Source organism: Streptomyces sp. NPDC004561, from assembly GCF_053602155.1.
The window spans coordinates 1-20,208 of sequence record NZ_JBSGDB010000132.1; the positions used below are offsets into that span (position 1 = coordinate 1).

At 71.2% G+C, this 20,208-nt stretch carries 17 protein-coding genes and 1 pseudogene; 5 read left to right on the forward strand and 13 right to left on the reverse strand.

Annotation, left to right across the window (positions count from 1 at the left end; translation table 11 throughout):
- The 9 genes from ACWEN3_RS19125 to ACWEN3_RS19165 all read right to left on the reverse strand — a co-directional run.
- On the reverse strand, positions 1 to 856 hold an 856-nt coding region (locus ACWEN3_RS19125; RefSeq protein ID WP_452972105.1), incomplete at its 3' end, for a phospholipid scramblase-related protein.
- A 66-nt stretch (positions 857 to 922) separates the two neighbouring features.
- Positions 923 to 2,971: a phosphocholine-specific phospholipase C gene (locus ACWEN3_RS19130; RefSeq protein ID WP_452972107.1), complete on the reverse strand. Its 2,049-nt coding sequence runs from the start codon at positions 2,969 to 2,971 to the stop codon at positions 923 to 925.
- A gap of 276 nt (positions 2,972 to 3,247) precedes the next feature.
- Positions 3,248 to 5,428, reverse strand: coding sequence for a discoidin domain-containing protein (locus ACWEN3_RS19135; RefSeq protein ID WP_452972110.1), 2,181 nt, complete (start codon positions 5,426 to 5,428; stop codon positions 3,248 to 3,250).
- A gap of 50 nt (positions 5,429 to 5,478) precedes the next feature.
- The gene (locus ACWEN3_RS19140) at positions 5,479 to 7,086 is read right to left on the reverse strand and encodes a glycoside hydrolase family 13 protein (RefSeq protein WP_452972112.1); all 1,608 of its coding nucleotides are present in this window, start codon (positions 7,084 to 7,086) and stop codon (positions 5,479 to 5,481) included.
- Positions 7,087 to 7,118: 32 nt separating this feature from the next.
- Positions 7,119 to 7,997 carry a carbohydrate ABC transporter permease gene (locus ACWEN3_RS19145; protein WP_452972114.1) on the reverse strand — a complete coding sequence of 293 codons (879 nt, stop codon included), beginning with the start codon at positions 7,995 to 7,997 and terminating at the stop codon, positions 7,119 to 7,121.
- Positions 7,994 to 8,947 (reverse strand): carbohydrate ABC transporter permease, encoded by a 954-nt coding sequence (locus ACWEN3_RS19150; protein ID WP_452972117.1) that lies wholly within the window; start codon positions 8,945 to 8,947, stop codon positions 7,994 to 7,996. Before ACWEN3_RS19150 ends, ACWEN3_RS19145 begins: the two co-directional genes overlap by 4 nt.
- A gap of 5 nt (positions 8,948 to 8,952) precedes the next feature.
- Entirely contained in the window at positions 8,953 to 10,305 is a 1,353-nt protein-coding gene (locus ACWEN3_RS19155) for an ABC transporter substrate-binding protein (RefSeq protein WP_452972119.1), read from the reverse strand.
- A 128-nt stretch (positions 10,306 to 10,433) separates the two neighbouring features.
- Entirely contained in the window at positions 10,434 to 11,432 is a 999-nt protein-coding gene (locus tag ACWEN3_RS19160) for a LacI family DNA-binding transcriptional regulator (RefSeq protein WP_452972121.1), read from the reverse strand.
- A gap of 58 nt (positions 11,433 to 11,490) precedes the next feature.
- Positions 11,491 to 12,162 carry an MmyB family transcriptional regulator gene (locus ACWEN3_RS19165; protein WP_452972123.1) on the reverse strand — a complete coding sequence of 224 codons (672 nt, stop codon included), beginning with the start codon at positions 12,160 to 12,162 and terminating at the stop codon, positions 11,491 to 11,493.
- Between the two features lie 258 nt (positions 12,163 to 12,420).
- Here ACWEN3_RS19165 and ACWEN3_RS19170 point away from each other — a divergent pair, with 258 nt between their 5' ends.
- Both ACWEN3_RS19170 and ACWEN3_RS19175 read left to right on the forward strand, forming a co-directional pair.
- The gene (locus ACWEN3_RS19170) at positions 12,421 to 13,077 is read left to right on the forward strand and encodes a helix-turn-helix domain-containing protein (protein WP_452972126.1); all 657 of its coding nucleotides are present in this window, start codon (positions 12,421 to 12,423) and stop codon (positions 13,075 to 13,077) included.
- Between the two features lie 142 nt (positions 13,078 to 13,219).
- On the forward strand, positions 13,220 to 13,447 hold the full coding sequence (locus ACWEN3_RS19175; RefSeq protein WP_452972129.1) for a hypothetical protein: 228 nt from the start codon (positions 13,220 to 13,222) through the stop codon (positions 13,445 to 13,447).
- Positions 13,448 to 13,520: 73 nt separating this feature from the next.
- Here the strand turns inward: ACWEN3_RS19175 and ACWEN3_RS19180 are convergent, their stop codons facing one another.
- Both ACWEN3_RS19180 and ACWEN3_RS19185 read right to left on the reverse strand, forming a co-directional pair.
- Complete coding sequence (locus ACWEN3_RS19180; RefSeq protein ID WP_452972131.1) at positions 13,521 to 14,201, reverse strand: 4'-phosphopantetheinyl transferase family protein; 681 nt, start codon at positions 14,199 to 14,201, stop codon at positions 13,521 to 13,523.
- On the reverse strand, positions 14,149 to 15,054 hold the full coding sequence (locus ACWEN3_RS19185) for a metallophosphoesterase family protein (protein ID WP_452972134.1): 906 nt from the start codon (positions 15,052 to 15,054) through the stop codon (positions 14,149 to 14,151). Before ACWEN3_RS19185 ends, ACWEN3_RS19180 begins: the two co-directional genes overlap by 53 nt.
- A gap of 349 nt (positions 15,055 to 15,403) precedes the next feature.
- Between ACWEN3_RS19185 and ACWEN3_RS19190 the strand changes: the two genes are divergently transcribed.
- A complete protein-coding gene (locus ACWEN3_RS19190; protein ID WP_452972136.1) occupies positions 15,404 to 16,522 on the forward strand; it encodes an ATP-grasp domain-containing protein in 1,119 nt (372 codons plus the stop codon).
- Between the two features lie 32 nt (positions 16,523 to 16,554).
- Here the strand turns inward: ACWEN3_RS19190 and ACWEN3_RS19195 are convergent, their stop codons facing one another.
- Positions 16,555 to 17,892, reverse strand: coding sequence for a 6-phospho-beta-glucosidase (locus ACWEN3_RS19195; RefSeq protein WP_452972139.1), 1,338 nt, complete (start codon positions 17,890 to 17,892; stop codon positions 16,555 to 16,557).
- An 83-nt stretch (positions 17,893 to 17,975) separates the two neighbouring features.
- Here ACWEN3_RS19195 and ACWEN3_RS19200 point away from each other — a divergent pair.
- A pseudogene (locus tag ACWEN3_RS19200) lies at positions 17,976 to 18,488 on the forward strand (DUF4981 domain-containing protein); the annotation flags it as partial.
- 206 nt (positions 18,489 to 18,694) lie between these two features.
- On the opposite strand, the gene ACWEN3_RS19205 reads toward ACWEN3_RS19200, so the two are convergent.
- The gene (locus ACWEN3_RS19205) at positions 18,695 to 19,033 is read right to left on the reverse strand and encodes a nuclear transport factor 2 family protein (protein ID WP_452972142.1); all 339 of its coding nucleotides are present in this window, start codon (positions 19,031 to 19,033) and stop codon (positions 18,695 to 18,697) included.
- Between the two features lie 254 nt (positions 19,034 to 19,287).
- Between ACWEN3_RS19205 and ACWEN3_RS19210 the strand changes: the two genes are divergently transcribed.
- A partial coding sequence (locus tag ACWEN3_RS19210; protein ID WP_452972144.1) for a glycoside hydrolase family 16 protein occupies positions 19,288 to 20,208 on the forward strand: 921 nt, incomplete at its 3' end.

The following is a 20,208-nucleotide window of genomic DNA, read 5'->3' on the forward strand; positions in this document are numbered from 1 at the left end:
AGTTCCGGGCCATCCCGCTCAAGCCCAAGGGCACCCGTATCGGCTCGCTGGTGCTCGCGGTGTCAACGGTCAGGGCCGTCGCCACCACGAGGCTCAGCAGCGGCTCGGGCAGCTGGTAGTGGATCTGCAGGACGTAGTTGTCCGCGGTCGTGAACAGCGTCTTGGCGAGGCCTTCCCAGGTCTTGGTGATCCGGGCCACCTCGTTGTCCGCGTGGTCGACGATCGCGAAGTTCCACGCGCGCCAGTTCTCCGCCTTGATCGCGCCGACCTGCCGGCCGTCCGCGTTCATCGCGAAGTTGATCTTCCCGATCATGTTCTGCTGGACGATCTCGCCGACGGTCGAGCCGTCCGGACGGGTCACGATCACCCGCGACTTGAAGATCTTCGCGGGCCGGGTCAGCAGCAGCTGCGGCTGGCCGTAGGCGTCGCGGATCTCCAGCTTGTGGGTCATGAACTGGTCCCAGCTGGAGATGAAGCGGAAGATCTTCTTCAGCACACCCTGGCCGACCTCGGTGACCGAGCCGATCTCACGGCCGTTCTGATCCATGACCTTGTACTCGTTGGTCACCTCGATCAGCTTGGCCTTCTGGTTCACCACCAGGACCGGCTCGGTGAAGAGCGTGCCGCCACCGGGGCCGCCGGCCGCGACCCCGGCCTGCTGCTGCACCTGCCGCTGCACCTTGGGGTCGGCGGTCTGCTGGTGCGGGATCTGCGGTGCGGCCTGGCCCTGCGGCACCTGCTGCGCCTGCTGGTTCGTGTGCTCGGTCCACCGGGTGCCGTCCCAGTAGCGCAGCGTCTGGGGTGCCCCGTGCGGATCGGGGTACCAGCCTGCAGGAGTGTTCGATTGCGTGGTCACCGGGGCACACTATCCTGATCTGACCGGTACCTGACCAGTCCGCACGGAGCGGTGTTCATCGCCCCTTCACCCCGTGACGATCGCCGGGTCGCTGACGCCAGGCCGCCCGTTCTCGACGTGACCGGCGAAGCCGCGCAGGAACGCCGGGTCGGCCGCCGAGGTGACGGTCAGGTCGTACCAGCGCCGGCTCGCCGTCAGGTCCACGGTGTGCCGGACGGTCGCCCCCGGCCGCACGGCCACGGTGACCGGGCCGCCGCCGTAACCGTTGACGACCTTCAACCTCGCCGTGCCGGAACCCCTGTTGGTGAAGGTGAGTTCCACACGGTCGCCGGAGTGCCGGGCGGTCACCTCGGGACCGGCGGCCTTGTCGCGGCCCTTGAAGACACGCAGGAAGCCGTTGGGGCCGTGCACGGCGAGGTCGTAGGAGCCGCCGGAGTAGGCCGAGTTCCAGGTGTCGGACAGGGACTTGCGGGCCTCGGTGGTGTACGACCAGGGACCGTCGGTGCGGTTGCCCGAGGTCACGAGGAAGGCCGCGCCCGCGTGCGCCCCCGAGGCGAACGTGAGCGTGAAGGTGCCCGCCGTGGTGTCCGCCGAACCGTCCACCGACGGCGCGTACTTCAGTGGGCGGGTGGGCCGGCTGCCGTGCTCCTGCCGGGGCAGGGACGGGTTCGCGGGCGGCTTGGGCACGTAGTCGGGGTGGCGGTCGTGGTCCGGCGGCTGGTAGCCGGCCGTGGACGGCAGCGCGACCGGCCTGGTGTCCTTGCGGGAGAAGTCGAAGGCGCTGGTGAGGTCGCCGCAGACGGCCCGCCGCCAGGGCGAGATGTTCGGCTCGTGCACCCCGAAGCGGCGCTCGATGAACCGGATGATCGAGGTGTGGTCCAGGGTCTCGGAGCAGACGTAACCGCCCTTGCTCCACGGGGAGACGACCAGCATCGGCACCCGCTGGCCCAGACCGTAGGGACCGGCGACGTGGCTGCCGTCGCCCTTGAACAGGTCGAGCGAGGGGTCCACCGTCGACCTGCCCTGCGCGCCGGAGGCCGGCGGGAAGGGCGGGACGACATGGTCGAAGAAGCCGTCGTTCTCGTCGTACGTGATGAACAGCGCGGTCCTGGCCCACACCTCGGGGTTGCTGGTCAGCGCGTCCAGGACCTGGGAGACGTACCAGGCGCCGTAGTTGGCGGGCCAGTTCGGGTGCTCGGTGAAGGCCTCGGGGGCGACGACCCAGGAGACCTGCGGCAGCTTGCCGGCCTTGACGTCGGCCTTCAGCCGGTCGAAGAAGCCCTCGCCCTTCTTGGCGTCGGTGCCGGTGCGGGCCTTGTCGTAGAGCGGGTCGCCCGGCTGGGCGTTGCGGTACTGGTTGAAGTAGAGCAGCGAGTTGTCGCCGTAGTTGCCGCGGTAGGCGTCGTTGATCCAGCCCCAGCCGCCGGCGGCGTCCAGGCCGTCGCCGACGTCCTGGTAGATCTTCCAGGAGACCCCGGCCTTCTCCAGGCGCTCGGGGTACGTGGTCCAGCCGTAGCCCGCCTCGTCGTTGCCGAGGACCGGGCCGCCGCCCTGGCCGTCGTTGCCGGTGTACCCCGTCCACATGTAGTAGCGGTTGGGGTCGGTGGAGCCGATGAACGAGCAGTGGTAGGCGTCGCAGATGGTGAAGGCGTCCGCGAGCGCGTAGTGGAACGGGATGTCGTTCCGGTTCAGGTACGCCATCGTCGTCGAGGACTTGGCGGGCACCCACTTGTCGTACTTGCCGTTGTCGAAGGCGGTGTGGCCGTCGTTCCAGCCGTGCGGCAGGTCCTGGATGAAGGCGAGGCCCAGGTCGTCGGCGTCCGGGTGGAAGGGCAGGATGTCCTTCTTGCCGTCGGTCTGCTGCCAGACGGAGCGGCCGTTCTGGGTCACCGGCCGGGGGTCGCCGAAGCCCCGGACTCCTCTGAGCGAGCCGAAGTAGTGGTCGAACGAGCGGTTCTCCTGCATCAGGACGACGATGTGCTCGACGTCCTCGACCGACCCGGTGCGATGGTGGGCGGGCAGCGCGGCCGCCCGCTGGATGCTGCTGGACAGCGCCGTGAACGCCGAGGTGGCGCCCGCTATCTGGAGGAAACGCCGCCGGTTTACTTCGGGCATGAGTTGAGGGTCCTCTCATCCTGACGTACGTGATGCCGTCAGATGACGGAATCTGCGCGCAGCGAGTGTTCCAAGAGCAACAAACGTCAGGGAAGGGTCCGATGGCGCCCATGTGAAACTCGGCGGTCCGTGAGGTGCCGATTCGGCCACTGTCGACAGAGCCGTGAGGCTTCCGTCAGGCGGAGGTCCCCCTTACGGAGGCATGCGACCGCCCGGTGCGGTGCCGGACGGGGAGGCCACCGCACCGGGGAGGGGCCGGACCGGGCCCGGTGGGTGTCAGCTCGTCAGGTAGGCCTCCACCTCACTGAACTGCCCGGCCGGCCAGCCCGTGTTGGCGCTGACCGTCAGACGCAGATGGCGCAGGTTCGTACCGTCCGGCAGGGACACCGTGGCGGTGTTGCCGGTGGCCGGGTCGAAGCGGTAGCCCTGGGCGCCGACGACGGTGGAGTAGTTCGAGCCGTCGGTGCTGCCGAGCACGGTGATGGTCTGGGTGCGGGCGCCCCAGGCCGGGGAGGGCGGCAGCTTCAGCACCAGGCGGCGCACCGCGTAGGAGGAGCCGAGGTCGACCGTCAGGGACTGCGGGAAGGCGTAGTTGGTGGACTCCCAGTAGGAGTTCGCGTCGCCGTCGACCGCCTTGGCGGGCGTGTAGACGTCCTGCGAGCCGGTCGCGGAGGCCGGACGGCCCTTGGCGAGGTTGCGGTTCGGGTCGGGTTCCGGGTTGCCCTGGCCGGGCTGGGGCCAGGTGGAGCAGTCCGACCAGGTGCTCGACCAGCCGGAGTTGCCGCCGCCGTCGGTGAGCGCGAAGGCGCCGGAGTTGGCCGGGTAGGGGCAGTTGTAGACGCCGACGGCGCCGACGCCCGTGGCGGTGACGTTCTTGAAGGTGGCCGCGCCCTGCGCCTCGGCCTGGACCACGACCGTCCCGGTGTTGTTCACCGTCGCGCCGTCCACGGTGACGTTGCGGACCGGGTGGCCCTGCCCGCCGCCGGAGACGAACTCGAAGGCGCTGTACGGGCTGTCCGTGATCGTGGTGTCGGTGATGTTCACGGTCGCGTCGATCGCGCTGTCGTAGGAGTCGACGCGCAGCGCGCCCATCGGATGGTTCCAGTTGGGGTTCATCGCACCGGCGCGCACCAGGGTGTTGCCGTCGACGGTGATGGTGCCGGACAGCGGAGAGAACGGGTCCATGAACTTCTGGTTGGAGATCGCGATGCCGCTGCCGAGGGCGTTGGTGTCGGAGACCAGGTTGTTCCGCACGGCGATGTCGGTGCCGCCGTAGACGGCGATGCCGTTGGCGAGGTTCGGCTGCGAGACGGTGTTGTTCTCGAAGCTGGAGTCCGTGTCCGGGGAGTACAGCGACCACATGGCGAGGGAGTCGTCGCCCTGGTTGCGCAGGAAGTTGTTGCGGACGCGGACGCCCTTGGCGGTGCCGTTGAGGTTGATGCCGTCCGCGGTGGTGTCGAGGATGCGGTTGCTCTCGACGACGAGGTTTTCGTTGTCGCCGGTCAGCCACATCCCGCACTTCAGGTGCTGGATCCACATGCCGGAGACGGACGAGTTCGGGCCGAGGGAGCCGTTGACGAAGTTGTCCGGGTTGGAGTCGACGCGTTCGGTGACCTCGCCGATGACCGCGAAGTCCTTGATGTGGACGTTCCCGGAGGAGCTGGACTGGTCGACGAAGCGGGAGGTGTGGACGACCGAGTACCAGCTGCCGGCGCCCTGCAGGGTCACGTTCTGCACGCCGTTGAGGGAGGAGGTGAGCCGGTAGTCGCCCGGCGGGATCCAGACCGTCCCGCCCTGGGCGGCGGCGATGGCGTCCCGGAAGGCCTGGGTGGAGTCGCCGCCGCCGCTCGGGTCGGCGCCCTTGGAGATCACCGACACCGAGCCGGCGGGCTGGGCGGCCGGCGCGTCGACCTGCTCGAAGTCGGCGACGTCGACCGTGACCTGGGTGCCGGAGGCCTCGACGGCGACCTTGTCGCCGGCCTGGACGTTCCGCCCCAGCAGCAGCCTGGTGTTGTCGAAGAAGTGGTGCGTCTTCGAGCCGGCGATCCATCCGGTGTCGACGTACGAGTACTTCGAGGTCACCGGGAGCGTCCTGGCGAGCCTGGTGCCGTTGACGTAGACGTTCAGCGAGCCGGACTGGCCGTCCGGGACGCTGTAGGCGACGTTCACGGCGTCGGCGGCGCGCGGCACGGTGAACTCCACCCGCTGCCCGGCCGCCAGCCGGACCGCCTGTCGGCCGGAGGCCTCCGAGGCGAGGATGCCCTGGGTGTGGTCGGGGCCGATCTTCGTGCCGTCGGTCGTCGCGGACTCCGCCTCGACCGAGGTGAAGGGGAGGGACGCGCCCGCGGTCGCCGCGTGGGCGGCGGGGGCCACGGTGACGAGCATGCCGGCGGCGAGGGCGACGACCGACCCCACTGTTGGCATGCGCCTGACATATCTCGAAGTGCTGCTGTGCATGGGCTGATCCCTTCGTGGTGGGGGTGCGCGGGACAGCTGTGCGGTGCGGCTCAGGCGCGCAGCCAGGCCGCCGTGTCCTGGGGCAGCCGGTCCGCCTCGTCCAGCGGGCCGCTGCTCAGCAGGAGTCGGGAGTGCGCGGGCAGGCGGGCGGGCGTGGCCGCGAGGTTGACCACGCACATCACCCCCTCCGCGCGGGCGAAGGCGAGGACGCCCTCGGGTGCGGGGAGCCAGGTCAGCGGGCCGTCGCCGAACACCGGGCGCAGGGCGACGGCCCTGCGGTAGAGGGTGAGCATCGACCGCGCGTCGTACCGCTGGCGGTCGGCCGCGTACGCGGGCCAGTCCGCAGGCTGCGGCAGCCACGGCTCCTCGCGCGAGCCGAATCCCGCGTACGGCAGCCCGGCGGTCCACGGCAGCGGTACCCGGCAGCCGTCGCGGCCGGGGTCCGCGCCGTGCGAGCGGAAGTACATCGGGTCCTGGATGCGGTCGGCCGGGACCTCGGCCTCCGGCAGTCCCAGCTCCTCGCCCTGGTAGAGGTACACCGAGCCGGGCAGCGCCAGGGACAGCAGGGCGGCCGCCCGGGCCCTGCGGGTGCCGAGCGCCAGGTCGGTCGGGGTGCCGAAGGCCTTGGTGGCGAAGTCGAAGGCGGTGTCCTCGCGGCCGTACCGGGTGACCGTGCGTGTGACGTCGTGGTTGCACAGGACCCAGGTGGCCGGGGCGCCGACCGGGGCGTGCTCGGCGAGGGTGGTGTCGATCGAGGCGCGCAGCCGTGCCGCGTCCCAGGGGCAGGACAGGAAGGAGAAGTTGAAGGCGGTGTGGAGTTCGTCGGGGCGGAGGTAGCGGGCGAAGCGCTCGGCGTCGGGGAGCCAGACCTCGCCGACGAACACACCGTCGTAGGCGTCGGCGACCGTGCGCCAGGAGCGGTAGACGTCGTGGAGTTCGTCGCGGTCGACGAACGGGTGCGGCCGCGGGCGCGTGGCCAGGTCCGGCAGGTCCGGGTCCTTGGCGAGCAGGGCCGCGGAGTCGATGCGGACGCCCGCGACGCCCCGCTCGAACCAGAAGCGCAGGATGTCCTCGTGCTCCTGGCGGACGGCCGGATGGGACCAGTTGAGGTCCGGCTGCTCGGGGGTGAACAGGTGCAGGTACCAGTCGCCGTCCGGCAGCCGGGTCCACACCGGTTCGGTGGAGCCGGCGAACTGCGAGGGCCAGTCGTTCGGCGGGAGTTCGCCGTGCGGTCCCCGCCCGGGCCGGAAGTGGAACAGCTCCCGCTCCGGGCTGCCGGGCCCCGCGGCGAGGGCGGCCCGGAACCAGGGGTGCTGGTCGGAGACGTGGTTGGGCACGATGTCGACGATGGTGCGGATGCCCAGCTCGCGGGCCTCGGCGATGAGTTTCTCGGCCTCGGCGAGGGTGCCGAACGCCGGGTCGACGGCACGGTAGTCGGCGACGTCGTAGCCGCCGTCCTTCATCGGTGACAGGTACCAGGGGTTGAACCACAGGGCGTCCACTCCGAGTTCGGCCAGGTACGGCAGCCGGGCGCGGACGCCCGCGAGGTCTCCGGTGCCGTCGCCGTCGCCGTCGGCGAAGCTGCGGACGTACACCTGGTAGATGACGGCGGAGCGCCACCAGTCGTGGCCGTTCCGGGCAGGGGTGGGCTGTCCCACTGAGCTTCCCTTTCTGTAGACGGGCGTCGGCGTCAGCCCTTGGTGCTGCCCGCGCTGATCCCGGCGATGATGTGCCGCTGGAAGACGAGGAACAGCGCCACCATCGGGATGCTGGCGATCACCATCGCGGCGATGAGCACGGTGAGCTGGATGTTCTGCGACAGCTGGACCAGGGCCACGCTGATCGGCTGCTTCCCGGTGTCGGAGAAGACCATCAGCGGCCACAGGAAGTCCTGCCACACGGCGACCAGCGCGAAGATCGATACGACGCCGAGCACCGGCCGGGACATGGGCAGCACGACCGACCACAGGATGCGCAGCTTGCCGGCGCCGTCGATCTCGGCGGCCTCCAGCACGTCACGGGGCAGCTGGTCGAAGAACCGCTTGAGCAGATAGAGGTTGAAGGCGTTGGCGACGGCCGGGAGCCAGATGCCGAGGGGGTCGTTGAGCAGGCTGGTGTGCAGCAGCGGCAGGTCGGCGGCCGTCAGGTACTTGGGGACGACCAGCGCCTGCGCGGGCACCATGAGGGTGGCCAGGATGCCGCCGAGGATCACCCTGCCGAAGGCCGGCTTCAGCTTGGACAGGGCGTAGGCGGCGGCCGTGCAGAACACCAGCTGGAACGCCCAGGCTCCGGCCGCCTGGACGACCGTGTTCCACAGGTGCTGCGGGAGCTGCATCAGGTCCCAGGCGTCGGTGTAGCCGCTGAGGTGCCAGTGGTGCGGCACGAGCGTGGGCGGGGTCCGGGCCACCTCGTCCGGTGACTTCATCGCGCCGGTCACCATCCAGTAGACGGGGAACAGGAACGCGAACGCGAAGAGGACGACGACGGCCGTGAACACCGTCCAGTAGACCCCCCTGCCGCGGGGGCGGGCGAGGGTGGCCGGGGAGATCAGGGTGCGGGTGGCGCTCATGCGTCCCCCTCGGAGCGGGTGAGCCGCAGATAGACGGCGGAGAAGGCGCCGAGCAGGACCAGGAGCATCACGCTGAGGGCGCAGGCGCCGCCGAAGTCGTTGTAGAGGAAGGCGTACTTGTAGATGAGGTAGAGGACGGTGACGGTGGCGTTCTCGGGGCCGCCCCCGGTGATGACGAACGGTTCGGTGAACACCTGCATGGTGGCGATGATCTGAAGGAGCATCAGCATCAGGATCACGAACCGGGTCTGCGGGACCGTGACGTGCCGGACGCGCTGGAGCAGGTTCGCGCCGTCCAGTTCGGCCGCCTCGTACAGCTCGCCGGGGATGGACTGCAGGGCGGCCAGGTAGATGAGGACGGTGCCGCCCATGTTGGCCCAGGTCGCCACGATCACCAGGGAGACCAGCGCGGTGTCGGTGCCGTTGGACCAGTTCGAGGTGGGCAGGTGCGCGAAGCGCAGTGCCTCGTTGGCGAGGCCGGCTCCGGGGTCGTAGAACCACTTCCACAGCAGCGCGCTGACCACGGGCGGGATCATCACCGGCAGATAGACCACGATCCGGAAGAAGGCCTTCGCGTGCCGCAGCTCGTTGAGGACGAGCGCGAGGACGAACGGGATCGCGAACCCGATGAGCAGGGCCAGCAGGGTGAAGTACAGGGTGTTGCGCCAGGCCGCCGAGAACTCCGGGTCGTGCAGGACGCGGCTGAAGTTGGCGGTGCCGGCCCACCGGGGCGGCGAGCCCGGCGTGTACTTCTGGAAGGCGATCACGACCGCGCGGATCGCCGGGTACCAGGAGAACAGGGCGAAGCAGATCAGGCCGCCGAGGAGGAAGGCGTAGGCACGGGCCTGGTCGACGAGGCGGCGCCGCCTCCGGTCCCCTGCCGGGGGCGGCGCCGGGACCGGGTGGACGGCGGCCGCCGCCGTGGACCGCCGCTCGGCCGTCTTCGTCATGGCGGTCAGCTCCGGGCCAGGATGCTGTCGATCTTGCCGGACGCGTCCTTGAGGAGCTGGTCGATGTCGGCGTCCTTCTTGGTGAGGACGGCGGAGACCGTGCCGTCGAGGACGGAGTAGAGCTGCTGGGCGTCCCGCGGCTCGATCTTCATCCGGAGCTTCTGGTTGCCGTCGAGGAAGGCCTGGTAGTTCTCCACCGGGACGTTGGCATTGGCCTTCTTGACCTGCTGGTCCCTGGCGTCCGCGGCGCCGGTGAACAGACGCGGCTCGGGCAGTCCGACGGGCGCGTTGTTCTTCCTGGCACGGGCGTAGTCGCCGAGGAAGCCCGATCCGGGGGTGAGGAACATGTGGTCGAGCCACTTCAGGCCGGCCCGGATCTGGGCGGGCGTGTCGTGCTTGCTGAACATGTAGCCGTCGCCGCCGATGAGGGTGCCCTGGCCGCCGGGCATGGGGCCGATGGCGATGTCGTCGTAGTCGGCGCCCTTCTCCTTCACCAGGATGGGGATGTTGTCGGGGGCGGAGAGGTACATGCCGAGCTTGCCCGCGCCCATCATCTGCTGCACGTCGTTGATGACGAGGAGCTGCTTGCTGCCCATGGAGTCGTCGGTCCACCGCATGTCGTGCAGGTTCCGCAGGACCGCACGGCCCTGGGGGGTGTCGATGGTGGCCTTCCTGCCGTCGGGGCCGACGACGTCGCCGCCCTGCGAGTACAGCTCGGCGGTGAAGTGCCACCCGCCCTGGTTCTGGGCGCTGTAGTCGGCGTATCCGACGGTGCCGTCCCCGAGTGCGGCGATCCTCTTCGCGTCGGCGCGGACCTCGTCCCAGGTCGTCGGGGGCTTGTCGGGGTCTAGGCCTGCCTTCCGGAACAGCTTGCGGTTGTAGATCAGCCCCATGGAGTAGCCGGTGCGCGGGATGCCGTAGACCTTCCCGTCGACGGTGTAGATGTCCCGCAGCTGCTTCTGGAGGGTGCCGTAGCTCTTCAACTCCTTGAGGTACGGAGTGAGATCGGCGGCCTGGTTGACGTTCACGACGTGTCCGGCGTCGGTGAAGTACGTGTAGAAAACGTCCTCCATCTGGCCGCCGGCGAGCTTGGCGTCGAAGGTCTTCGGGTCCTGGCAGGGGAAGGCGTCGTGCGCGACGACGTCGATGCCCGGGTTCTGCTTCTCGAAGGAGGCGATGTCCTCCTCGAAGAACTTCCGGTCGGTCCTGGCGCTCTTCGGCGGCTCGCAGTTGACGGTGATGCGGGTCTTGCCGCTCGCCGAGCCGTCGTCGCCCGAACCGCAGGCGGTGGCGGCGAGGGCGAGGGAGGAACAGACGCCGATCGCGACGAAGGTACGGCGGAACCCGGTGCGTGTCATCGGTGGACCCCTCATGGCACTCATGGCAGGAGCGGTGGGCGCCGCACACTCAAGCACCGCCGACATCTGCCCGCAAGATGTCGCGCGAAATCTGTAATTATTTGACAGTAGCCTGGATCTCTTGGATCTCAGTCACGCGGGGCTTGCGCGGTGGATCCGCGGACCACCAGTTCCGGCTCGAACAGCAGTTCCTCGGCGGGTACGGCGGTGCCGCCGATCTGCACGTTCAGCAGCTCGACGGCCGCGCGACCCATGGCCTCGATCGGCTGGCGGACGGTGGTGAGCGGGGGCTCGGTGCAGTTCATGAACGCCGAGTCGTCGTAGCCGACGACGGAGATCCGCCCCGGGACGGCGTACCCCTTGCGCCGGGCGGCCCGGACCGCGCCGAGGGCGAGGGGGTCGCTGGCGCAGATGATGCCGGTGACACCCCGGTCGATCAGCCGGGAGGCGGCGGCGTGACCGCCCTCGATGGAGAAGATGGCCCGCGCGACGAACTCCTCCGGCAGGTCGCCGGCGATCGCGTGCGCGGCGGCCAGCTTGCGCGCCGAAGGAACGTGGTCGCCGGGGCCGAGCACCAGCCCGATGCGCTCGTGGCCGAGGGAGGCCAGGTGCCGCCAGGCCTGCTCGACGGCGACCGCGTCGTCGCAGGACACGCCCGGGAAGCCGAGGTCCTCGATGGCCGCGTTGACCAGGACGACGGGGATGTTGCGGTCGGCGAGCAGCCGGTAGTGGTCGTGCGGGGCGTCGGCCTGGGCGTAGAGACCGCCGGCGAAGACGACGCCGGAGACCTGCTGCTGGAGCAGCAGTTCGACGTAGTCCGCCTCCGAGACCCCGCCCTTGGTCTGTGTGCACAGCACCGGGGTGAGCCCCAGCTGGGCGAGCGCACCGCCGATGACCTCGGCGAACGCCGGGAAGATGGGGTTCTGCAACTCCGGCAGGACCAGGCCGACGAGGCGGGCGCGTTCGCCGCGCAGCTGCGTCGGGCGCTCGTAGCCGAGCACGTCCAGAGCCGTCAGCACCGCCTGCCGGGTGGCCTCGGACACTCCCGGCTTCCCGTTGAGCACCCGGCTGACCGTGGCCTCGCTGACCCCGACCTTCTTCGCCACTTCCGCAAGTCGTCGCGTCATGAACGCAAGCCTAGCGCAAGTTATGCAAGTTATTTGCGTAAGGACGTCTCTCCCGGTGTCAGTCCTCGGGTGGCGGTACGACCGTCAGATGGCCGGAAGTGGTGCGGGGACGGCGGGGGCGACGGGCGGGGGTCGTGGGGCGGCGGGGGTCGCGGAGGACCATCGTCAGGCGCAGGTAGCCCAGCTCCCGCAGGGTCCCCGGGGTCTCGTCGACGACGCGGCACTCGGTCGCCCCCCGGCGCGGGTCGGGGTGGCGCAGCAGCCGGACGGCTCCGTCGAGCCGGGTCGCCGCCTCGCCGACGGCGTGGATCCAGTGCGGCAGCCCCTGCCGGTACGCGGCCTCCATGATCGGGTCCTGGGCGATGTCCCGGCGGACCGCCTGGAGTTCGGGGTCGTGGCCGTACCGCTCCAGCGCCCCCTTCAGATGGGCCAGCATCGGCAGGCACCACCCCGCCTCGTGGTCCCCGAGGACATGCCCCGCGTCCGGGTGGAACAGGACGAACCGGAGGAAGTTCTCCCCGGGCATGGCCGTCGGATGCGGGCCGACGCCACGGAAGAGCGTCCCGAACGCGCCGTTGGCCATCACCACGTTCCAGCGGTGGTCGACGACCAGGGACGGGAACGGCAGGGATTCCAGCAGCGCGGCGTAGTCCTGCAGGTACGCCTGGGTCTCGGAGGTCTCGGGGACGGGCCGCGGTGCCGGCCGCTGCCCTCCTGCCTGATGTGCCATCGGGAGGTCACCCCTCTTGCCTCTGCGGCCTTCACGCGGCGATGCGATCCTGCTTCCCCGCCACGATCGGTGTCAACTATCGTGGCATTTCATGCCGGTTGACGGCTGAAATTCGCCACAGTTGTGGCGACACCTGGATGTGAGTTCGAGGCACCGGCTACTCTCCGGGAAGTTCACGGCGACCGTCGGTCCTGGTACCGAGCATGCGGGAAGCACGGACGCACCTGTTGCCCTCTGAGAGACGTAGGAGTTCTGTCGGTGACGGAAGGCTACGAGGATCCGGACGCCTCGGCGACCGCCCGGCTGCCGGCCGCCGTCGCCCGCGTCACCGCGCTAGCCGAGCGGCTCGGCGTGCCGCACGCCGAGGTCTTCGACGTCGCCCGGCTCTCGGTCGCCTGCGGTGTCCCGGAGCCGGTGGTCAAGGCCCTGCTGAGCGGCCGGCCCGCGGGCGAACCGGACGTGCAGGCACGGTTCCTGCAGCGCCTGGACCTGTTGCGCCGCAGCCGGCTGAAGCCCAACGGCCGCAAGTACACCCAGCAGGAGATCGCCGACGGCGCGGGCATGTCCCGGCAGCAGGCCGGCGCCCTGATCAACGGCGACCGGCGGCCCACCATGGAGCACTGCGACGCGCTGCAGCGGTTCTTCCGGGTGCACGCGGGCTTCCTGACCGCGGAGGACCCCGAGGCGCTCGCGGGCGCGCTCCAGCGCACCGAGCAGGAGCTGCTGCAGAAGCTCGCCGACCGCGAGCGGGCCGCGGCGGAGGCCGCCCAGGACCCGCTGGAGCGGCTGCTGCAGGATCACGGGGTGCGCGGAATCGCCTGGCGGGCCGCGCAGTTGCCCACCGACCAGCACCGCGACAAGGTCGCGGAGTGGCTCGACATGCTCCTGGAGAGCGTCAAGCGGCCCGAGAACTGACCGGCGCTCCGGGTGCGGTTCCACCCCGCCAAGCGGGCGAACCGGGGCGGGGCCGGACGGCGTTGTCAGTGGTGGGCGGCAAGCTGGTGGTGTGCGCTCGTAGGGCGCGCGACCGTGACGCCTATTCGGGGAGAGCCGACCGATGCCCACCGCCGTACTGACCGACCGCGAGCGCACCGCCGTCCAGGCCTATCTGCGGCTGCTGCACACGGTGCGCGCCTCCTTCGACGGGCCACCCGACGGCGCCCGGCCCGTCGTCGTCCCGCCCGCCGTGCTCGCCGAGGCGGACACGGCGCTGGAGCGGGCGGGACTGGTGGGCAACGAGGCGGAGTTCTTCCGGCTCCTGGGCGAGTGGTGCCCGCCCGCCTGATCACCACGGGTGACACCGGACCGCCTCCGCCGTCGTCCCCGCACCGAGGTGCGGCGAGGGCGGCCGTTCCCCGTCAGGGATGCGGTACGACGACGGAGGTGGTCACCACGGAGTCCCGTACGGCCCAGCGGCCGTCGAAGACCTGCAGCCGGCGGTCGCCGACCCGGGGGCCGGGGACCAGGAGTTCGGCGCGCAGGGTGCCGCTCGCCGAGCCGTCGGGGCCCGGGTGCAGGGCGATGTCGGCCTCGGAGAAGTCCAGCCATTTGCGCGTGAGGGGGTACCACGCCTTGTAGACCGACTCCTTGGCGCTGAACAGGATCCGGTCCCAGTGCACGGCGGGCCGCTGCCGCGCGAGCCGGGTGAGCCGCTCGGTCTCGGCGGGCAGGAAGACGGAGGGGCCGACGCCCTCCGGAAGCGGCCCGTGCGGTTCGGCGTCGATGCCGAGGGACGCCAGGTCGGTGGCGCGGACCAGGGCGGCGGCGCAGTAGCCGTCGCAGTGGGTCATGCTGCCGACGAGTCCTGCGGGCCACTGCGGGGCGCCCCGCTCGCCGCTGACGACGGGCTGGGCCGGGACGCCGAGCTTCTCCATGGCGCGCCGGGCGCAGCCGCGTACGGCGGCGAACTCGCGGCGCCGCTTGGCCACGGCGCGCGCGACGAGCGCCTCCTCCTCCGGGTAGAGCGGGGCGTCCCACAGCGGGTCGTCACGGTGTGCCTCCACGGCCACGACCGACTCCGGGAGCAGCTCCTCGATCACCTGCTTCGACCTCCATCGGCAGGATGCGGCGCAGCCTTCCCGGCGGTTCCGGGCGCCCGCGCCACTCACGGGGGTATCCCACGGAGACCTCGGTGAAGCGGACTCCGTCGTGCCAGGTGGTGCGGGGTATGTGCAGATGCCCGTAGACCATGGTGGCGACGCGGAACCTGCGGTGCCAGTCGGCGGTCAGCTCGGTGCCGCACCACATGGCGAACTCGGGGTGCCACAGGACCTCGGTCGGGTGCCGGTCCAGCGGGTAGTGGTTGGCCAGCACCGTCGGCAGGTCCGCGGGCAGCGCGGCGAGCCGCCGTTCGGTCTCGGCGACCCGTGCCCGGCACCACGCCTCACGGGTCGGATAGGGGTCGGGGTGCAGCAGGTACTCGTCGTTGCAGACGATGCCCGTGCTCTCCGCGTAGGCCAGGCCCTCGGCCTTGGTGGCGCAGCCGGCGGGCAGGAACGAGTAGTCGTAGAGCAGGAACAGCGGGGCGACGGCGACCGGGCCGCCGGGGCCCTGCCACACCGGGTAGGGGTCCTCGGGCGTGACCACGCCGAGTTCCCGGCAGACCTCGACCAGGTGCTCGTAGCGGGCGACGCCCCGCAGGGTGACGGTGTCCCTGGGGTGGGTCCACAGGTCGTGGTTGCCGGGCGCCCACAGCACCTTGCGGAAGCGGCCCGCGAGTGTGGCGAGGGTCCAGCGGATGTCGGCGACGGTCTCCGCGATGTCACCGGCGACGATCAGCCAGTCCTCGTCGCTGCCCGGGTGCATCTCCTCGACGAGGGCGCGGTTCTCCGGATAGGTGATGTGCAGGTCGCTGATGGCCAGCAGCTGTCCGGCCCCGGCCGTCGACTCCACCGCACGCCCCTTCCGATCATCGGCTCACCGGCTCCACAAGAACACATCCGGGGACCGGGGGACAAGGGGCCTCCCGGCCTCGTGTCAGGGCCTCGGGCGGTGCGCCGGCGAAGATCCTCGCGGGCGGCGCCGGGGGCGCGGGACGGACATGGCCGGCCGGTGGACGGCCACCGCCAATCCGTAACATCCGTGTTGCACGCGGGGCCCTTCGAAAGCCGTATGATCGCCCCAACACCGGCGCCCCTCATCTCCCTTCGCACAGGGCCGTTTGGTGTCCCTTCCTCCCTCCTGCCCGGGCACGGGCCGCCGAGTCCTGCCCACACACCCTGGACCCTGAAAGGCGGCCTGCATGTTCTCTCGCGTACGCGTCTGGCTCAACCGCACGTACGCGGAGAACGTGTTCTTCATGGATCAGCTGCGCAGAAATCCCAGCGATCGCGCGGTCGAGATCCATGCCACGCACGGCGACGCCGACTCCCCCGTGCTGGCCGCCGCCGACACGGCCGACCTGGAGCCGGAGGGCCTTTCCCCCGCCGCGTACGTCGAGTACGCCCTCGACCAGTGCGTCCGGCGCGGCATCGACGTGTTCGTGCCCCGGCTGCACCAGGCCGCGATCGTCGCGCACCGCGCGGAGTTCGCCGCGGCGGGCACGGCCCTGCTGGCGCCGACGCCCGAGGCGGTCGCCGTGTTCGAGGACAAGGCCACCGCGTACGAGGCGGTCCGCTCGGTGGGCGTCCCGGTGCCGCCGTGGTGGCGGGTGCGCACGGCGGACGAACTGCTCGCCGCGGTCGAGGAGTTGGAGGCCGCCGGGCACAAGGCGTGCTTCAAGCCGGCCGCCGGTGCCGGCGGGGTCGGCTTCCGGGTGGTCACCCGGGCCCCGTTCTCGCTCACCCACCTCGAAGGTTTCCCCGGTCCGTATGTGCAGCTGGACCTCGTCGTCGAGGCGCTGCGGCGGGCCGAGGAGCCGGTGGACTGGCTGGTGATGCCGCGCCTGGAGCAGCCGGAGGTGTCCGTCGACTGTCTGGCCGGGCCCGACAACCGGGTGCGGCTCGCGGTGGGCCGCACGAAGAACGGCCGCCGGCGGGGCTTCACCCTGGACGAGCGGTGGCTGGCGCCGGCCCGGCTGATCGCCGAGGGCTTCGGACTGCACTACCTGTCCAACATCCAGTTCCGCATGTTCGGCGACCGTCCGGTGCTGCTCGACGTCAACACCCGGCCCGCGGGCGGCCTGCACCAGCTGTCGCTCTGCGGGGTGAACGCCCCCTGGGCGGCGGTGCAGTTGGCGCTGGGCGAGGACCCCGGGGTCCTCGAGCCGCCGTTCCTCGGACAGGACTACACGGTGGTGTCGGGCCCGCGTCCGCTGCTGCCCGTGGCGCTTCCGCGACAGCGGGTCGAGTCGCCCGAGGTCGTCCTTCCGGTACCGGTACCGGTGCAGACGACCTCGGCGCCGGAGGCCCTGCCGCTGTAGGCCCGGCCCGGAGCCGACGGCCGGCCGGCCGCCTACTTGAGGTAGGCGAGACCCGGGTGGACCGCGGTGTATCCCTCGACCAGCCTGCGGGCCACGGTCACGGAGTCGACCAGCGGGTGCAGTGCGAAGGCCTTCACCGCCGTCGTACGGGACCCGGACTCGGCGGCGGAGAGGATCTCACGCTCCACCGCCTTGACCGCGCAGACCAGGCCGGTCGCGTGCCCGGGCAGCGGGCCGACCGCGACCGGGTGGGCACCGTTGGCGTCGGCCAGGCAGGGGACCTCGATGACGGCGGCGGCGTCGAGCGCGGCCAGGGTGCCGCCGTTGCGCACGTTCAGGATCAGCGTCGTCCGCTCGTTGCGGGCGATCGCCCGCATCAGGGCGAGGGCCACCTTCTCGTAGCCGCCGGAGAGGTCGTCGGCCTCGCGTTCGCCCGCGCCCGCCGTCTCGCGGTTCTCGGACATGTAGGTGGCCTCGCGCTCGGCCCGGGTGCGGTCCCAGGCCGCCAGGGCGGAGACGTCCGCGCGCCGGGCCTCCTGGTAGAAGCGGGCCTGCTGGTCGCGCAGGAACGCGCCACGGGTCCGCTCCGCCTCCTGGTAGGCGCGGACGGTCTCGCGGTTGAAGTAGTAGTAGTGCAGGTACTCGTTGGGGACGGCGCCCAGGGACCGGAGCCAGTCGGCGCCGAAGAGCCTGCCCTCCTCGAAGGAGCCGAGCAGCGCGGGATCGGCGAGCAGGCGCGGGAGTTCGTCGCGTCCGGCGACGCTCAGGCCGCGGACCCAGCCGAGGTGGTTGAGGCCGACGTAGTCGACGAAGGCCTCCTTCGGATCGGCGCCGAGGACGCGGGCGATGCGGCGGCCGAGACCGACCGGGGAGTCGCAGATGCCGATGACGCGGTCGCCGAGGTGCCGGGACATGGCCTCGGTGACCAGCCCGGCCGGGTTCGTGAAGTTGATGACCCAGGCGTCGGGGGCCAGGCGGGCCACGCGGCGGGCGATGTCGACCGCGACGGGCACGGTGCGCAGACCGTAGGCGATCCCGCCCGCGCCGACCGTCTCCTGCCCGAGCACGCCCTCGGCGAGCGCCACCCGCTCGTCGTCCGCCCGCCCCTCCGGGCCGCCGACGCGGATCGCGGAGAAGACGAAGTCCGCGCCGCGCAGCGCCTCGTCGAGGTCGGTGGTGGCGGTCACCCGGGGAGCGCCCGCCACACCGGCGGCCTGTTCGGACAGGACGCGGCTCACCGCGCGCAGCCGGCCGTCGTCCAGGTCGTGCAGGACGACCTCGGTGACCCGCCCCTCGGCGCGGTCGGTCAGCAGCGCGCCGTACACCAGCGGCACCCGGAACCCGCCACCGCCCAGAATCGTCAGCTTCACCTCGGCACCTCTCCCGCCGGACACCGCGAACACTACGCGTCATCCTGCATCACCCCGGGGCCCGGCTCCTCCCGGCCGCCGGCGACCACCGCCCGGACATCGAGTCCATCCCGGTCCTTCAGGGCGGCTTCATCCACGGGTTCCGGGACCCGGGCATCCTGCGGCACGTGAGCGAGGGAAGAGTGAGCGGACGCGACGGCACCGGCCCGTACGACGGTGCCGCCGCACCCGGACGTCGCCGGGCGTACTCCCGGGGCCGGTACGAGCACCGGGAGAGCGCGGCTCAGGTCGGTATCGAGTGCTACCGGCACGAGGGCATCGTCCTCGCGAACCACCGGCGGCTCCGGGGCCTCGGCGGGCTGGCGGCGTCCTGGGAGCTGTCCCTGGCGGACGGCCGCACACTGACCGCGCCGGCCGAGCTGCCCGAGCTGCGGCCGGGCGAGACCGCGGCCGTGCCGCTGCCGCTGGAGCTGCCGAAGGACGGCGGCGAGGCGTGGCTGACGCTCCGGGTGACGACGGCCGAGGCCGAGCCCGGGACGCCGCGCGGTACGGAGCTGTGCGCGCCCCGGATCCGCCTGCGGGCGGCCGTACCCTCCCGGCTCCCGGCGCTCGGCACCGAGAGCCTCCCGGCGCGCCCCGCAACGGTGCCCGGGCCACGCAGCCGACGGACCGGACTCGCGGCCTAGCCGGAGGATCCTGCACGATTCGGTCGTGGTGCCCTACGAGGGCGCCCGGGTACCGGCGTTGGTCCCCGCGGTGCGGCCGGCGGCGGGTGCGCGGTGAGCCGGGCGGCCGGGCTCGTTCACACCCTGCCGCCGAAGTAGACCTGGACCTCGCGGATGAGCCCGTCCCGCACGGTGATCGCCTCGACGTTGCGGTACCGGCCGCCCGCGGTCAGCTCGTACTCGTACTGGACGAACACCAGTTCCTCGTCGGCGGCGACGAGGTGCAGGATCCGCTGCTCGGCGAACCGGCCCGCGGTGGGGAAGCAGCGCTCGAAGAAGGCCGCCTTGCCGATGTGGTCGTCCTGCGGGCTGGTGAAGGTGAAGTCGTCGGCGTAGAGCGGCAGCGCGGCCTCGCGGTCCTGCGCCCGGTAGTGGCGGAACGCCGCCTCGACGACGCGGGCCGGAGTGCCGTCCATGCGCTCTCCTCGGTCGGGGGATGGCCGTACCCCCGCCACGATAGGACCGCACCCGATCCGATACGGGCGGCTTCACCCGGCGAGCTTCCCCTTCACCGGGTGAACTCGCCTGCAAAGAAAGGACTTTGTTTGTTTTAAGTCTTGACGGCGGAGAGGCCTGGGAGCACATTGGCCGCACCTTGAGAGCGCTCTCAAAGAGCGTCGGAGCGCTCGTCGAGGACTCCCGCACACCCCCATACCCGAGAGGCCTCCCCATGAGCGAATCCTCCGGCATACCCAGACCCCGCTCCCTGCGGCGCACGCTCGTCGCCGTCGTCGCCACGCTCGGCCTGGCCGCGGCCGTCGCCACCGCCGCGTCCGCCCCCGCGGACGCCTCCGCCCCCGCCCCGCCCTCGGGCTGGACGCAGGTCTTCCTGGACGACTTCAACGGCGCGGCCGGCTCCGGTGTCAACACCTCCGACTGGCAGTACGACACCGGGACCTCCTACCCGGGCGGGGCCGCCAACTGGGGCACCGGCGAGGTCGAGTCGATGACCTCCAGCACGAACAACGTCTCACTCGACGGCAGCGGCGACCTGCTCATCACCCCGCGCCGCGACGGCGGCGGCAACTGGACCTCCGGCCGCATCGAGACCACCCGCACCGACTTCCAGCCCCCGGCGGGCGGCAAGCTGCGCGTGGAGGCCCGCATCCAGATGCCCGACGTGACCGGCAACGCGGCCGCCGGGTACTGGCCGGCGTTCTGGATGCTGGGCGCGCCCTTCCGCGGCAACTACCAGAACTGGCCGGGCGTCGGCGAGCTGGACATCATGGAGAACGTCCAGGGCCTGAACAAGACGTGGGCCACCATGCACTGCGGCACCAACCCCGGCGGCCCCTGCAACGAGACCACGGGCCTCGGCAACTCCGTCGCGTGCCCCAACACCACCTGCCAGTCGGGCTTCCACACCTACACCATGGAGTGGGACCGCTCGGTGAGCCCCGAGGCGATCCGCTTCTACGTCGACGGCGTCAACTACCAGACCGTCACGGCGAACCAGGTGGACGCCACGACCTGGGCCAACGCCACGAACCACGGCTGGCGATCAGCTTCACCTGGGAGACCACCGGGTCCTGCTGCACCAGGTCGAAGAACGACGACAGCCGGTCCACCTCGTGGAACTGCCGCGCCAGGG

What these genes read in the sequence shown, in the direction of transcription:
- ACWEN3_RS19130 (WP_452972107.1), bottom strand. Translation starts at nt 2,971, where the DNA reads ATGCCCGAAGTAAACCGGCGGCGTTTCCTCCAGATAGCGGGCGCCACC.
- ACWEN3_RS19135 (WP_452972110.1), bottom strand. Translation starts at nt 5,428, where the DNA reads ATGCACAGCAGCACTTCGAGATATGTCAGGCGCATGCCAACAGTGGGG.
- ACWEN3_RS19145 (WP_452972114.1), bottom strand. Translation starts at nt 7,997, where the DNA reads ATGAGCGCCACCCGCACCCTGATCTCCCCGGCCACCCTCGCCCGCCCC.
- ACWEN3_RS19150 (WP_452972117.1), bottom strand. Translation starts at nt 8,947, where the DNA reads ATGACGAAGACGGCCGAGCGGCGGTCCACGGCGGCGGCCGCCGTCCAC.
- ACWEN3_RS19155 (WP_452972119.1), bottom strand. Translation starts at nt 10,305, where the DNA reads ATGACACGCACCGGGTTCCGCCGTACCTTCGTCGCGATCGGCGTCTGT.
- ACWEN3_RS19160 (WP_452972121.1), bottom strand. Translation starts at nt 11,432, where the DNA reads ATGACGCGACGACTTGCGGAAGTGGCGAAGAAGGTCGGGGTCAGCGAG.
- ACWEN3_RS19165 (WP_452972123.1), bottom strand. Translation starts at nt 12,162, where the DNA reads ATGGCACATCAGGCAGGAGGGCAGCGGCCGGCACCGCGGCCCGTCCCC.
- ACWEN3_RS19175 (WP_452972129.1), top strand. Translation starts at nt 13,220, where the DNA reads ATGCCCACCGCCGTACTGACCGACCGCGAGCGCACCGCCGTCCAGGCC.
- ACWEN3_RS19190 (WP_452972136.1), top strand. Translation starts at nt 15,404, where the DNA reads ATGTTCTCTCGCGTACGCGTCTGGCTCAACCGCACGTACGCGGAGAAC.
- ACWEN3_RS19205 (WP_452972142.1), bottom strand. Translation starts at nt 19,033, where the DNA reads ATGGACGGCACTCCGGCCCGCGTCGTCGAGGCGGCGTTCCGCCACTAC.